Annotated in this window: 11 protein-coding genes, 1 tRNA gene and 1 pseudogene; 6 read left to right on the top strand and 7 right to left on the bottom strand. The window is 46.8% G+C overall.

The features are described 5' to 3' along the window. Positions 1–62: 62 nt before the first annotated feature. Entirely contained in the window at positions 63–827 is a 765-nt protein-coding gene (gene idnO / locus OGX91_RS04580) for a gluconate 5-dehydrogenase (RefSeq protein ID WP_040230320.1), read from the bottom strand. A gap of 11 nt (positions 828–838) precedes the next feature. Continuing rightward, positions 839–1,882, bottom strand: a complete 1,044-nt coding sequence (idnD, locus tag OGX91_RS04585) for an L-idonate 5-dehydrogenase (RefSeq protein WP_199947433.1) — start codon at positions 1,880–1,882, stop codon at positions 839–841. 217 nt (positions 1,883–2,099) lie between these two features. Here idnD and idnK point away from each other — a divergent pair, with 217 nt between their 5' ends. Further along, complete coding sequence (idnK, locus tag OGX91_RS04590) at positions 2,100–2,621, top strand: gluconokinase (RefSeq protein WP_040230318.1); 522 nt, start codon at positions 2,100–2,102, stop codon at positions 2,619–2,621. A gap of 30 nt (positions 2,622–2,651) precedes the next feature. Here idnK and ahr read toward each other — a convergent pair whose 3' ends face one another. Beyond that, on the bottom strand, positions 2,652–3,671 hold the full coding sequence (gene ahr, locus OGX91_RS04595) for an NADPH-dependent aldehyde reductase Ahr (protein ID WP_003839634.1): 1,020 nt from the start codon (positions 3,669–3,671) through the stop codon (positions 2,652–2,654). A 230-nt stretch (positions 3,672–3,901) separates the two neighbouring features. Between ahr and OGX91_RS04600 the strand changes: the two genes are divergently transcribed. The 3 genes and pseudogenes from OGX91_RS04600 to OGX91_RS04610 all read left to right on the top strand — a co-directional run. Then, positions 3,902–3,986: transfer RNA gene (locus OGX91_RS04600), tRNA-Leu, on the top strand. A gap of 186 nt (positions 3,987–4,172) precedes the next feature. After that, on the top strand, positions 4,173–5,426 hold the full coding sequence (locus OGX91_RS04605) for a tyrosine-type recombinase/integrase (RefSeq protein WP_234662111.1): 1,254 nt from the start codon (positions 4,173–4,175) through the stop codon (positions 5,424–5,426). Positions 5,427–5,693: 267 nt separating this feature from the next. Next, positions 5,694–5,872 (top strand): annotated as a pseudogene (locus OGX91_RS04610) (IS30 family transposase); the annotation flags it as partial. A 98-nt stretch (positions 5,873–5,970) separates the two neighbouring features. Here the strand turns inward: OGX91_RS04610 and OGX91_RS04615 are convergent. Further along, the gene (locus OGX91_RS04615; RefSeq protein ID WP_233606192.1) at positions 5,971–6,180 is read right to left on the bottom strand and encodes a hypothetical protein; all 210 of its coding nucleotides are present in this window, start codon (positions 6,178–6,180) and stop codon (positions 5,971–5,973) included. A 1,106-nt stretch (positions 6,181–7,286) separates the two neighbouring features. On the opposite strand from OGX91_RS04615, the gene OGX91_RS04620 reads away from it, so the two are divergent. Next, entirely contained in the window at positions 7,287–8,888 is a 1,602-nt protein-coding gene (locus tag OGX91_RS04620) for a hypothetical protein (protein ID WP_181618530.1), read from the top strand. Positions 8,889–9,132: 244 nt separating this feature from the next. On the opposite strand, the gene OGX91_RS04625 is transcribed toward OGX91_RS04620, so the two are convergent. After that, positions 9,133–9,786, bottom strand: coding sequence for a hypothetical protein (locus OGX91_RS04625; RefSeq protein ID WP_286625573.1), 654 nt, complete (start codon positions 9,784–9,786; stop codon positions 9,133–9,135). Positions 9,787–10,362: 576 nt separating this feature from the next. Here OGX91_RS04625 and OGX91_RS04630 point away from each other — a divergent pair. Then, positions 10,363–10,599: a hypothetical protein gene (locus OGX91_RS04630; protein ID WP_062741039.1), complete on the top strand. Its 237-nt coding sequence runs from the start codon at positions 10,363–10,365 to the stop codon at positions 10,597–10,599. Positions 10,600–10,962: 363 nt separating this feature from the next. Here the strand turns inward: OGX91_RS04630 and ubiA are convergent, their stop codons facing one another. Together ubiA and OGX91_RS04640 are read right to left on the bottom strand one after the other, a co-directional pair. Further along, positions 10,963–11,877, bottom strand: coding sequence for a 4-hydroxybenzoate octaprenyltransferase (gene ubiA, locus OGX91_RS04635; RefSeq protein ID WP_286625577.1), 915 nt, complete (start codon positions 11,875–11,877; stop codon positions 10,963–10,965). A 402-nt stretch (positions 11,878–12,279) separates the two neighbouring features. Continuing rightward, a complete protein-coding gene (locus OGX91_RS04640; protein WP_181618533.1) occupies positions 12,280–13,296 on the bottom strand; it encodes a hypothetical protein in 1,017 nt (338 codons plus the stop codon). Positions 13,297–13,744: the final 448 nt, after the last annotated feature.

The following is a 13,744-nucleotide window of genomic DNA, read 5'->3' on the forward strand; positions in this document are numbered from 1 at the left end:
TTTAGGGTGTATGTGCCAAAAAGGCAGCGCCTGGGCGCTGCGTGATGTTGCGTTGTGTGGTATCAGACGGCGACCAGCATGCCGCCATCGACAAACAACAGGTGCCCGTTTACAAAATCGGATGCTTTGGAAGAGAGGAATACCGCCGCGCCGATCAGCTCCTGCGGATCGCCCCAGCGCGCGGCTGGCGTACGTTTGCACAGCCAGGAAGTGAAGGCTTCATCCTCGACCAGCGCTTTGGTCATCTCGGTTTTGAAGTAGCCCGGTGCGATCCCGTTGACCTGGATATTGTGGCGCGCCAGCTCAACGCACATTCCGCGGGTAAGCATTTTTACCGCGCCTTTCGAGGCGGCGTACGGCGTGATGGTATCGCGGCCCAGTTCGCTCTGCATGGAGCAGATGTTGATGACCTTCCCGGCCTGACGTTCCACCATGCGACGCGTTACCGCCTGCGAGACCAGGAATACCGCCGTCTGGTTAACGGCAATCACATCGTTCCAGTCCTGCTCCGGGAACTCGGTAAACGGATGGCGACGCTGGATACCGGCGTTATTCACCAGCACATCGATCGGGCCAATGTCTTTTTCGATATGGTCGATGGCGGCGTCAATGTCTTGTTTATGCGTAACATTGAACGGCGCGGCCACGGCGCGGATCCCTTCCTGCTGCAATTTGGCGACGGCGGCCTCCGCACGCTCCGGCGTAATGTCATTAACGATAATCTGTGCGCCATATTTACCCAGCCCGGTCGCCAGTAAATAACCAATACCCTGGGCTGAACCGGTGATCAGAATGTTTTTGCCGTCCAGTGAAAAAAGATCGTTCATCATGCTATTCCTTATTTTATGTCTTCGAAAACGAGCTGGACTTTCGCCGCCTGGGTTTTATCCCCGGCGAATATCAGCGCCTGTTCAAGCTCGGTAAACGGATATTCAGCGCTGAGTAACGGCAGCGGATCGATAACGTTATTCGCCAGCCACGACACCGCGGTGTTGAACTCGGTGGTAAAGCGGAACGAGCCTTTGAGCGCGATCTCTTTGCCGATCAGCATCATCATCGGGAAGTCCGGCACCGCGCCGCCCATGCCGACCTGCACCATCACGCCTTTCGCGCGGGTCACTTCCAGACAGGTGGTGATTGAGGACGGATGACCAGAGACTTCAAAGCTGACGTCGAAGTAGCCTTTCTCTTTTTTCCACGCGTCGAGCGAGTCCTGCTGCGGGTTAATCAGCGTATCGGCACCCATCTGTTGCGCCAGCGAGAGCGAGCGCGGGCTGATATCCGCACAGACGATTTCTGCCGCGCCGAGCGTTTTTACCGCGCTGACAATCAGACAGCCGATAGGCCCGACGCCGGAGATAAACACGCGCTTGCCCTGCAGGTCGCCCGCTTCATGCGCGGCGTGGATCGCGACCGCCAACGGTTCGGCAAAGGCCATGACTTTTTCATCGGCCTCTTGAGGGTAGGGGATGCACTGCGCAGTATCGACAGTTTTAAACTGAGTAAAGCCGCCGTCGACGTGGGGAAAATACATGGCGCTGCCAAAAAAGCGCATTTCCGTGCACTGGTTTTCTTCATGCTGCAGACAGTATTTACAGTGGCCGCAGGGCTTCGACGGATTAATCGCCACCGACTGACCTTTATGTAATTCTGTTGAATCGCTGTGCACTACTTTACCAATAACTTCATGGCCTAAAATCATCGGCGCTTTAACGGTAAAATTACCGACTTTGCCTTCCTGATAATAATGTAAATCGGAACCACAAATTCCCCCGCGGGTAATTTGTACCAGCGTTCCTTTATTATTCCATTCTATATTTTGGTCGGTAATGGCAACAGTTTTCTTACCCGCGACAACGCAGGATTGGGTTTTGACTTGCATAAATTCCTCACTGGTCAGGTAGTAACCTCGGCAGCATTTAAACGGTTTTAATTGTTATTATTTGTGATACAGATCACGCTGAGAAATTGTTACACTACAATGTTACGCATAACGTGATGCGCCCTGTAAATCTGCTCAGTCGCGGCAAAAAAAGGTGAGTTCTGCAATGTGGAAGGCGTAGTATCGCGCCATAGAATATGAATCTGGAGTTTTTTCAATGGCTGGGGAAAGTTATATTTTGATGGGCGTTTCGGGTAGCGGTAAATCTTTAATTGGCAGTAAAATTGCCGCTGTATTATCGGCTAAATTCATTGATGGCGACGATCTCCATCCCGCTAAAAATATTGATAAAATGTCTGAAGGTATTCCATTAACCGATGAAGACCGACTGCCGTGGCTGGCGCGATTAAATGACGCGTCATACAGTTTATTTAAAAAGAATGAGACCGGATTTATTGTCTGCTCGTCATTAAAAAAACAGTATCGCGATATATTGCGTCAGGGTAGCCCGAATGTGCATTTTCTGTGGCTGGACGGCGACTACGAGACCATTCTGGCACGCATGCAGCGTCGGGCAGGCCATTTTATGCCGGTGGGACTACTCAAAAGTCAGTTCGACGCGCTGGAATGTCCGCAGGACGATGAGAAAGATATTGCCCGCATCGACGTGAACCATGATATTGAGCATGTGACGGAACAGTGCCGCCAGGCGGTGCTCGCGTTTCGTAACGGGCAATAAGCCCAGCCCCTTGCGGGACTGAGCCCGGCATCAGAAGTCGGCTTTCAGCACCACGCGGTAGCGGGCCTTGCCATCACGCACGTGCTGGATTGCTTCGTTTATTTGCGACATCGGGTACAGCTCGGTGGTAGGCGACACCTTGCTGCGCCCGGCAAACTTCATCAGCTTGCGCAGCTCGAATGGCGTCCCGGTCGCCGAACCGGAGATGCTGCGATCCCCGGCAATTAAGGTAAATGCCGGTACCGGCAGCGGCTTCAGCACTGCGCCGACGGTATGGAAGTTACCGCCGTAGGCCAACGCTTCAAAATAGGGCTGCCAGTCGAGATCGACGTTAACCGTGTTAATGATGAGATCGAACTGGCCCGCCAGCGCTTTTAGCGCATCCGGATCGCGGCTGTTGACCACCTTATCCGCTCCCATCGCCAGCACCTCCTGTTCTTTCGCCGGGTTGGAACTGAATGCGGTCACTTCACAACCCATCGCGTGTAACAGCTTAATGGCGATATGTCCCAGGCCGCCGATACCGATCACCCCGACGCGGCTGGTGGCGGTGATATGGTGCATCAGCAGCGGTTTGAACACGGTGATACCGCCGCACAGCAAGGGGCCAGCTGCCGCCAGATCGATACTCTCCGGCAGCGGGATCACCCACTGCCAGTCGGCTCGCAGCTTCTCGGCAAAGCCGCCGCGATTGAGAATAGTGGGAACGGAGCCTTCCAGGCAGTTAATCTGATTACCGCTGATACAGGCGTCGCAATGCCCGCAACTGCGCGCCGTCCAGCCAATGCCGACGCGCTGACCAACCTTCAGACCCTTATCCTGCGCCGCGCTGCCGAGCGCTGCCACGCGACCAATCACCTCATGCCCGGCAACCAGCGGATACTGAGAGAATCCCCATTCGTTGTCGATCATCGACAAATCGGAATGGCAGATACCGCAGTAATCGACCTGGACTTCGACATCTTCCGGCTTAAGCTCGCCCGCATCATATTCATAGAGTTCGAGCTCGCTGCCCGCCGCTTTTGCGGCGTAGCTTTTTATCATCGACATCGTGTTTCCCTCAGTGTGGTGTTGAACTGGAAGTGTAGAGCATGGGGAAACGGGATGCTTCGCAGAAGGGGGGATTAAGGTGGTTGTTGCGGGGGATAAACTGTGATGGTGATTGCACGTGTGCAAGGTAATGCTGAAATTTTCAACACTTAGCAGGCCAGACACACGCTGGCGCTTGCATGGCGGCGCACGACAGGTATAATCCACAACGTTTTCCGCATCCCTTCCGTGCCGGAGTGGCGAAATCGGTAGACGCAGTTGATTCAAAATCAACCGTAGAAATACGTGCCGGTTCGAGTCCGGCCTTCGGCACCATCGGAACATCAATAGACGTCAACGGACGTCTTTTTTTGTGCCTGAAATCCAGTATTTATGTACCTTTCCCGCTATATTAACTCTCTCAAGGTCAACCGACATCAACGTACATCTACCAACATATGTTGGTACAGATGATGGTATTTCCGGTTCGATAATGCTTGTACCAACAGGGAGGGGATAAGCATGGCGTTAACAGATATCAAGGTCAGAACAGCCAAGCCAACGGATAAGCAATATAAGCTGACCGATGGTAACGGTATGCACCTTCTTGTTCATCCAAATGGCTCTAAATACTGGCGTTTGCAGTACCGATTTGGCGGAAAGCAAAAGATGCTGGCTCTGGGTGTTTACCCTGATGTGTCACTCGCTGATGCAAGGGCTCGCCGTGATGAAGCCCGTAAACTTTTGGCAAACAGCATCGATCCGGGAGACAAAAAGAAAAATGATAAGGTTGAGCAGGAAGAAGCACGTACTTTCGAACAACTTGCTATTGAGTGGCATGCTACAAATAAAAAGTGGTCGGAAGAACATAGCCGACGCGTGCTTAAAAGCCTGGAGGATAACCTCTTTCCAGCCATAGGTAAGCGTAATATTGCTGAACTAAAAACGCGCGACCTTTTAGCGCCTATCAAAGCTGTAGAGTTGTCAGGGCGTCTTGAAGTTGCTTCCCGTCTACAGCAGCGCACCACCGCCATTATGCGTTATGCGGTACAGAGTGGTTTGCTTGATTATAACCCGGCACAGGAGATGGCCGGTGCCGTTGCTTCAAGTAACCGGCAGCATAGGCCTGCGTTAGAGTTGAGACGTATTCCTGAACTGCTTCAGCGTATTGATAACTATACCGGCAGACCTTTGACTCGCCTTGCTGTTGAGCTAACCCTTCTTGTCTTCATCCGTTCCAGTGAATTGCGTTTTGCTCGTTGGTCTGAGATTGATTTTGAAACATCAATGTGGACGATCCCAGCGGAGCGAGAAGCGATTGAAGGGGTAAAGCACTCCCAGCGTGGCTCAAAAATGCGTACGCCTCATCTGGTACCGCTTTCTAATCAAGCCTTAGCAATCCTTAAACATGTTCACGAACTTAGTGGCGATCGCGATTTTGTTTTCATTGGCGATCACGACCATCGCAAACCGATGAGTGAGAACACGGTGAACAAGGCTCTGCGCGTTATGGGGTATGACACGAAAGTAGAGGTTTGTGGACATGGTTTCAGAACAATGGCCTGTAGTTCATTGATTGAGTCTGGATTGTGGTCGAGGGATGCCGTGGAACGGCAGATGAGCCATATGGAACGTAACTCTGTGCGTGCGGCTTATATTCATAAGGCCGAGCATCTGGATGAGCGTAGGCTGATGTTGCAGTGGTGGGCAGATTTCCTTGATGCGAATCGTGAGAAAGCTGTGAGCCCATTTGATTTTGCCAAGCTTGGGCGATGATCGATCATGGATTCGCTCACATCATGAGAGATATTTAACGCGATTTGTTGTTTGGCCTTATCATCCATGACTATTCGAAGTATTTAGAGAGGCGATGCAATGGTATGCCATCTATATGGGTAGCCTAGGGAGATGGAAATGTGTGGGCTTTGGATAAGTTAAATTGGTATCTTTGGAAAGAACCAGCTGCGCTAATAGTGGCACAGTTGGTTTATGTTACAGCTTTTATTCGTTGTATTACCAAATGCGCTATGATTCAAAAGTATATCTGCTGAAAATGTGAATGGGTTGTTCAAAAAATAGCTTCCCACAGGAAGTGACTTATCGGTTACAGCAAGTGAATACTTAACAGTGTTGCCAGACAGCTCAACGAAAGGCCGAGAAAAACGCTAGACTATGAACCACCCGCAGAGAGGTTCAATCAGTATGTTGCATCCATCGGTTGAACTCACAGCCAGAAGCGGACATTACCTAACACATTGGTAACCTTAACAGATTTACGCGTTCTACATAGTAAGCGTCGTATCTGATGAGTTATCATGTTTTAAAATATCCAACTGATAAATCCACCTGAATACTTTTCACTAATTTTGATTGCATAAAGATCATGAAGACTTAGAAATAAATCATTATCTTCTTTGAAAATTAACTCCTCATACTCTGCCATTATCAAACTATGCTGCGTTGTTAGTTTAGATATGTTATCTATTTCACTGGCAAGCATGGATTTGTTTGCATTGGTGGATAGATCCATAGCAATAAATTTCCGCATTAATGGAATTAGTTGATTAGGGTCTATGTTTTTTGTATTTTCCTTAGCTTTTTTTTGTCTTTCTGAATAGATGGTGTTAATCGTATTCGTATAATTTTTCGCTAAGCTCCTAAACTCTGGATATGAACCAGTAACTAATGCAAGCTCTTCGTACTTGAGGAATAAATCGGTCTTGCATTTTTTTTACCGTTATTTCAAGGTCTTCAACTATTTTTTTAACTCTGTATTTGCTTTAATAATAGATATTGGGAGAGCTTCATAATGTTGGCCTAATTTTGAATCAGGAGTCATTGTCATATGTACTATTTCATTAGACATGAGCTGATAAGAACCAGATATCTCTCCATGGTATTATAAATAGTTCATTATGTGAAGATGAACAAGAACTTTGTAATTCCATCATTGGCCTAAAGTAATCCTTTATAATCTCCTCCTGAAGACCTTGGTCTTTTTTGTAGCTCTCTAGAATCCCAGCAAAAAGAAATGACCATAAAAATATAGAGGTTATGGCAATTAGCAATTGACTAAGAAATGATTGTGCTCCATTACTCATGAATTATCCTTAAAAAATAACACGGAAAAAGTGGCTCCTGACAGGGAGGAAACGACAGGTTGGAAACAAACTTAACTGATGGGTTAGCCATAGTCCAGAACCTTGTTTAAACACTTAGTGTGACTGTATGCATCTCAGAAATTTGTGCCAATAACATTTGAAGCCTTATAATTTATTTAAATCGAAGTCAGTTACTCGCTCGTAGTAGACCTTATGGCTCTTCAGGTGGTCCGCTTCGTGCCAGAAGAGGGTGCTGCTTGCATCATGATGTGTTGGCTTACCGGAAGCAGGACAGGAAAACAAAAATGTCTGTTTGGGACAGCATCAATTTAAAATGCATACGATGTGTTTGCTGGATTGATACATTCAACACCTGAGCTTAGTGAACTCGACAGGTCGGGGCTTGGCCTTTTTTTATCTACAAAAATGTTGGAGCACCCCAACCCATGATTTTTTAAACGAGCTATGTATTACAAATTTATCTGACGCATGTAAACTTGTCAGAAAAATACTGAACACAAAAAACGAAGATCATATGACAACGCCGACACAAACTGATACTGCTAGCTTGCTCACCATATTAGGGGTAATCGCTGCCGTCTGGGCGTTGATTTCCCCTACTAACAGGCTTCGCCTTCGCTTCTGCATGACTTGGAGAGATTGGTTTGTCGGTGGCGGAGTTTTTCTCCTCATTCATTATTTAGTTTTTGCTCCGACCTTAGAAAGGCTTGGACTGTACTATAGTTTAGGGGCGTGGAAGTGGGGGCTTGATAGTTCAAGCGCGGTTTACCTGCTTCTATTATCCGTTGCCTGCTATTTCTTTTGGCGTACAAGATTTCCTACTCTTGCTCGAGGTAGAGTCCACATATTCCGTGAATTGATTGAAAACTTGCATCTCACTAGGCGCTATGACGAGTTGGTATTATTAGTCGAACCTCAGTTGCCGAAACTAATTTCCTTGACCAAGCGGCAGTCTTTGCTCGTGCGCTGGATTGATCGCTTCGACAGGCAACAAATTGATATGGCAGCTATTTTGCGAGGTGAAAGACCAATAGTATTACCTGCATGGCGAAAGCGTTTGAATTCCTTACTTCAAAAATTGAAGTCGTGTAGTCTGGTTCGTGATGATGCCAGCACGCAAGCCCATGAAGTCCTCTTGAATCTGGTCACCTCTCCAGAGCTAACCATCCATCTGGCGGTTGCGCATCCACATTTTTGCCTTAGGCTTCTTCAATCCAATGAAGCTATACGCTCCGATTTTATTGACCACTATATAGATGCACTGCTCGATGCTCCTGGAAGTCGTCTCTACGTGGAGTTGAAAAACAATCAAAACCAGAGTGTTGGTAGTAGGTTATATCTTCCTGAAAATAACAGATTGCTTCGATTTTTCTTTGCCGACGCCGAGATGGCGCTGAAGAACGGTTTGGATAAGGCCATTGGAGAGGCTGTATGCAGACGGCTAGATGAAGATAATAAGTTGATCGAGAAACTTAACAAACCGCTAGGTTCCTATCATGACGCAGGCAGGTTCCGCTGCCCAATCAATTCGGGAATAACACTTTTTGAAATCATGATTCATGAGGGTATCCATCAGGGTCTTCAAGACCATATGTGGTTACACTATTTTGTCTACTTCGCGGAGAAGATCCTTAAGCAGATAGCTGTGCCGCCGGATGAGGAAAGCTATCAAGAGTGGCCGACACCTTTTCACTTTCTTCTCTATCGCCTAGTCAGCATTGCCACAGATTGGGCTGAACAGGGCGCACGGATTAAGGACTCTGAGATACCTGAGGCTACCCGTGATGGTGATGGTTTTGATCGGCACTATATTTCTAAGGAAGCCACTAAGTTGCTTGGCTCAATGCTAAGAGACATCATTCCAAGTGAGAAAATCTCTGCACAGTTCAAGACATATTTACTTGAGGTCGTCGTCCGTAGCCATATCAATATTCAGCGTGACGCTAATTTAGCGGATGTCTCCTCATCATTTCTTACTGCGGTGATCATTGGCTCGGATATGCCGACCAAGAACTCATATCGTGTGGCCTTGAAAAGAGAATTTCAAAAAATTGACCATGTAATGAGAAGTGATGCATCAGAATTTAGGCAAGCTCTCGATGCTTCCCTTGTGTGATATTGATGGGGGCTGGGTCCAAATGAAGTAGTGCGCTGATCTGCTCCCCGTTTATTAACACTCCGCAATGCTAGTAACGTCCCCTAGTCGGTTATAACAATTACCAACGTCCGCTCCTCGCTCATTGCAGACCTTCGGCTCTAGCAGATCGTCCGCTTCGTGCCAACAGCGGACATTGCTGGCACATGGTATGTTAGTTTTATGGGGGCAGGTCATCTCTTTACATTAAACCCATGCCATTGAATTATTTTTTGTCTGTTATTGCGCTGATCCCCCTTATTGTGAACCTCTTATCACCATTGAAATATAGAGGGGATTTGAAATAAGGACCATCTTTAATTCTTGTAGCTGTACTTATTAGATCCTCGATTGCTTTTTCGAGCCCTTTATCCGCAAATGCTATTGAGTCATCACCTATTGGATAGCCGGGCGTTGTAACTGTACACGGTATATTAGGGTGATTAACACAATCTAATAAGTATTTGTAAAATACATCTTTGGGAATGACTAATCCAAACTCGCGCCATGCATATTTTTTCCCCCAATAGTAATCATTTTGCACAGCGTAATTTACTCTTGAATCATTCTTGCCTTTGTTTTCATCATGCTTTTCTCTTGAAACTAATTTTGCACATTCATAGCTAATATATTGATTAACTACAGAGGACTTCGATACACAAGATATATCTACCATTTTAACTCCACCTGCTTCGGTAAATCCTATGTTGTATCTTTCTCCAGGGACTAGCTCGTTTTCAAAGTTAGCTTCGAATTGATAGGTTGTATCTGTTGTTGCTGGCTGGAATGTGTGTAGATAACGACCATTACCTAAATCATGTTTCTGGTAGTTCGTAACAATCAGGTCGTGAATTGTTTTTAAATCTCTCGACTTCATCATTTGATCCATTTTATAAAAGTGTATCAGTAAGCTTACCCCACTATCATACATCCGTACGCAGTGAGACTGAAAATAAACCTATATCAGATAACAGCCTTCTTTGTAAGAGCACTTCCTTTTCGTAGTTCCCTTCTATGACAGTGCTTTGTGGTCAATTCATCGAAATACGGTGGGCATTTCTTGTGAGTCATTCCCGCATTCACTGCGGATATTCTCACCATGATTAGCTGGTAACGCTCGCCGCAGCCTCATGACCGAACGGAGTTAGCGAATGAGCGAGGAAGCGGAAGAGCCCCGTTGCTGATGTGACCTGCTCCCTGTTGCTTAACACGCCACAATTTAAGTAATGCCTTTATCAAATTGCGAACTTCCGCTTCTCGCTCACAGCGGACCTTCAGCTCAGTCAGCAATGTCCACTGCGTGCCAAGAGCGGAAGTTGTTAAGTTATGACTAATTCAGTATTCTCCGTAGAATCGCTTATGTAGCGCAGTCTCTGGTGAAAAATTATATCCTGACCAAATTGTTTTTGATATCACTAACGCAAAATGTCTTTGTCTTTAAAAAAGGAATTCGTATATGTCTAAGATTAAGTTTGAACTGAGACGTGGAAGCGATGTGATACGTGATGGTATGTATCTGGAATTATCTATCAGCGGGACATCTCCATTACGGCAAGTTGCTGAAGTCTTCTACTCTGACATTACACATGAATTCTTTCTGACCTGCTACGAAGAGAACATCCCTCTGGAAGCAGTGGAAAAATTGATTTCGGTGGCAAAAACATCTCTCCCGCCAGTGAGGTCAGAACAATAAAAATCCACATAGCGCCAGTCTAAGCGCCACTTACATATCAGTGTCCACTCCTCGCTCATCGCTGCCGGTCAGATAGCAGGGGAGCAAACTGCCATAGACAGAATCACCGCAAAATCCACCAGAACGAAAACGAATATCACCCCTACATTTAGTGGTGGCTACGTGAAGGTGGTTCAGGTATTACTGAGATAAATGCCACAGGCAGGTATAACTGGACAAAAACATCTTACTGTCCAGTTGAGCCTCGGTGATCGCCGTTATGTAGGTCACCTGAGTGCCAGAAGCAGACATCATTGTTATGAGAAGCAGGCAAACACGTCATACATCAAAGGTGAGTTCAGCTTAGCCTGCTATCCTTAGTTTTCAGATTGTGCCAGCGATTGCAGCAACCGCGAGCAAAACGCCTGTAAGAATGTTATGAAGAAAAAGATTGAAGCTGAGAGAAGACTGCTTTAAATCAAGGCGCCAGGTCTGCCAGAACAGATGCACCGTGATCAACATCATGAAGAAGGCATAAGGGAGTTTCATGTGCATTAGCCAGCCGCCATATGTCCACAGCAGAACGGTAGCCGCATAGAAAAACATTATGATGCTTTTTCCGTGCTGGCCAAACAGTAACGCTGTCGATCGAATGCCTATCCGTACATCATCTTTTGCATCAACGTAGGCATAGACAGTGTCATACCCGATCTGCCATGCTACCGCGCCCAGCCAAATTAAAACCGCGGCGAAAGGTATTTCTCCCTGAATCTCTGCCCATGCCATCAGCATGCCCCAGTTGAAAGCTGCGCCAAGAACGGCCTGAGGCCAGTAGGTAAATCGCTTGCAGAAAGGGTAAATGATAACCAGCGGCACGACAGCCAAAGCAAAAATGCGTGTAAATGGTGACAGGAAATACAGCAATGATGCGGCACATAACAACTGCGATACAAAGAAAAACAGGGCTTTACGTGTTGAAATCTGTCCGCTTGCCAAAGGACGGAAACGGGTTCTTTCCACATGCGCATCAAAGTTACGATCTGCAATATCATTGACTGTCGAGCCGGCGCTTCTCATCAGAAAAGCGCCTAGGCAAAAAACAAGCGTTTCTTTCAGTGCAGGCCATCCGTTCGAAGCCTGAAACAAAGCTGCCACACACGGGAATAATACCAGCCAGATACCTACAGGGCGATCGACACGCGCCAGTCTGAGGTAAGGCCTGAAGACAGGGGAAAACCAACGATCGACCCAGTCGTCGTGTTTAATGTCGCTCAAATCAGGAGAGCCTGGAGAAGTCATACTGTTAATACCTTGTAGACGTAAAGCAGTTACTGTACATGCAATAGTTTACTGCTTCCAATCTCATACGATTTCATTCAAGTGCACTGGCGGAATGTCCGCTCCTCGCTCAAAGCGGACCATCAGCTCGTCACCAGGTCCGCTTTGTGCCTAGAACTGACTTTAGTGGCTTGACAAGTGTGAGCGTTTGAATATCGCCTTCGTGCTATACAAGAGGCGTCTACATTTTCGACGCATGAGGAAATCGTGGCTTTGGTTGTCTAAAACCAATGCTTCAACACTGATTCTTCGCCAAACAAAGCATCGTAGAACACAAGTTGGATTCCGCAGGCTTATGAAAACAGATCGTACTAACTGCCAGGCGGCCCACTAAACGCTCATTCATCCTCACATGAGGTAAAGTTATTCGATGCCCAGTACAAATGGCATTAACATATCTAGTTTTATTTTCATGTCTGCAGTTGCCGAAGCCGCATTAGCCTGCGGTAAGGCAAGCCATCTGTTTACGGCATCGGAGTTGAATCGCTGCTGCCTTAGAAACGAAGATACAGACGTTTCCCAGGTAAAGAGTTCACCCGCACAATGTTCGACAGACTGCTGAGAGCAGGCTTGCTGAATAGCCATTCCCAAACCGACGTAGCGGAGAAGCTCACGTCGTACAATTTCATCTTTTTGCCTGACTGGTACATCCAGTTTCGGTTTCGGTCCAAAGTACACTCCGGTAGTACCTGGCTGTAATGTTGGGTCACTGGAAAAATAAACCGGAACTCCCATCAATTTAAATGCCGATGTCAAAATTTCATAGCTAATGTCTGATCGACTCCAACGGCCCATGTGGGGTGGTACTTTCGGCAAACCGACCAGATCATCGCCACTGCTTACAATCGATACGCCCTCAACTGGCACGGATGGCTGCATTCTGATTACAGCATCAGAATCGATTTCCCAGCCAGCTTCGCTTAACAATCGCAAAAAATTACCAGCAGCCACGCACGATGATTCACTCCACTCAACACAACCGATGCGCAGCTTGTCCCGCTGACCGAACTGTCCTGTTCGAAATAATTCGAGGTATCTGTCGCGATTGGAACTATTAACGGCATATGCATCAATCAATGTAGGCGGTACAGGTTTACTTGCAGATTCAGGATTTTGTTGAAGCAAAGCTGGGCTTATGAAATACACTATGGCGAAGATCGCCGCTGCGCCAGATGCTCTTAACAACCCTTTAAATTTTATTTCGAGGAAACCTGGCAGAACTGCACCAATACATCCAGCAGCCAGAGCCAGAACTATTCGGTAAACTGTATATTGGTAAGATGTGGGATTGGGGGTTGTGAAAGTAGTTATGAGTATGGCAACTATCACCCCGACCGAAAAACCATACCTAATGTACTTGTCTATCTTTATACTGCTCATTTTAATTTTGACACCTGAATCAAGTCCATAAGTCGAAAATCCCGCATTAACCTGCTCCCCATTGATTAATACAGCTTTATACTCGTAATGGGGCTATTGGCGTTGGTGCTGAGTGTAACTGTCCATTCCTCACTCAGAGCAACCTTCTACTCCGTGAGTTAGTCTACAGTGTGCAAAAAACAGACGTTGCTCACAATATTGAGTTAATCATTCGGCCGTTTATCACTCCCATTGAAAAATTTCTCAGTATCCAATATACCAATGTTGAGGGCTTCCCTCTTACATCTCAAAAGGATAACTATCATGGGTCTTAAACCTGGTCCAAAACCAATTGCTAAATCGACAGGAAAACCGGATCAACGCCGACGAGATAATAAAGATACTCCAGGCAACACTCCGGGACTAAAGCCAAGTAAGTCCACCGGGAAGTAAAAAAATCAGGGTATAA

Source organism: Citrobacter sp. Cpa228, assembly GCF_030333085.1.
Taxonomy (GTDB): Bacteria; Pseudomonadota; Gammaproteobacteria; order Enterobacterales; family Enterobacteriaceae; genus Citrobacter; species Citrobacter pasteurii.

Coding starts and splice junctions, on each gene's coding strand:
- idnO (WP_040230320.1), bottom strand. CDS start 827: ATGAACGATCTTTTTTCACTGGACGGCAAAAACATTCTGATCACCGGT.
- idnD (WP_199947433.1), bottom strand. CDS start 1,882: ATGCAAGTCAAAACCCAATCCTGCGTTGTCGCGGGTAAGAAAACTGTT.
- idnK (WP_040230318.1), top strand. CDS start 2,100: ATGGCTGGGGAAAGTTATATTTTGATGGGCGTTTCGGGTAGCGGTAAA.
- ahr (WP_003839634.1), bottom strand. CDS start 3,671: ATGTCGATGATAAAAAGCTACGCCGCAAAAGCGGCGGGCAGCGAGCTC.
- OGX91_RS04605 (WP_234662111.1), top strand. CDS start 4,173: ATGGCGTTAACAGATATCAAGGTCAGAACAGCCAAGCCAACGGATAAG.
- OGX91_RS04615 (WP_233606192.1), bottom strand. CDS start 6,180: ATGGATCTATCCACCAATGCAAACAAATCCATGCTTGCCAGTGAAATA.
- OGX91_RS04620 (WP_181618530.1), top strand. CDS start 7,287: ATGACAACGCCGACACAAACTGATACTGCTAGCTTGCTCACCATATTA.
- OGX91_RS04625 (WP_286625573.1), bottom strand. CDS start 9,786: ATGATGAAGTCGAGAGATTTAAAAACAATTCACGACCTGATTGTTACG.
- OGX91_RS04630 (WP_062741039.1), top strand. CDS start 10,363: ATGTCTAAGATTAAGTTTGAACTGAGACGTGGAAGCGATGTGATACGT.
- ubiA (WP_286625577.1), bottom strand. CDS start 11,877: ATGACTTCTCCAGGCTCTCCTGATTTGAGCGACATTAAACACGACGAC.
- OGX91_RS04640 (WP_181618533.1), bottom strand. CDS start 13,296: ATGAGCAGTATAAAGATAGACAAGTACATTAGGTATGGTTTTTCGGTC.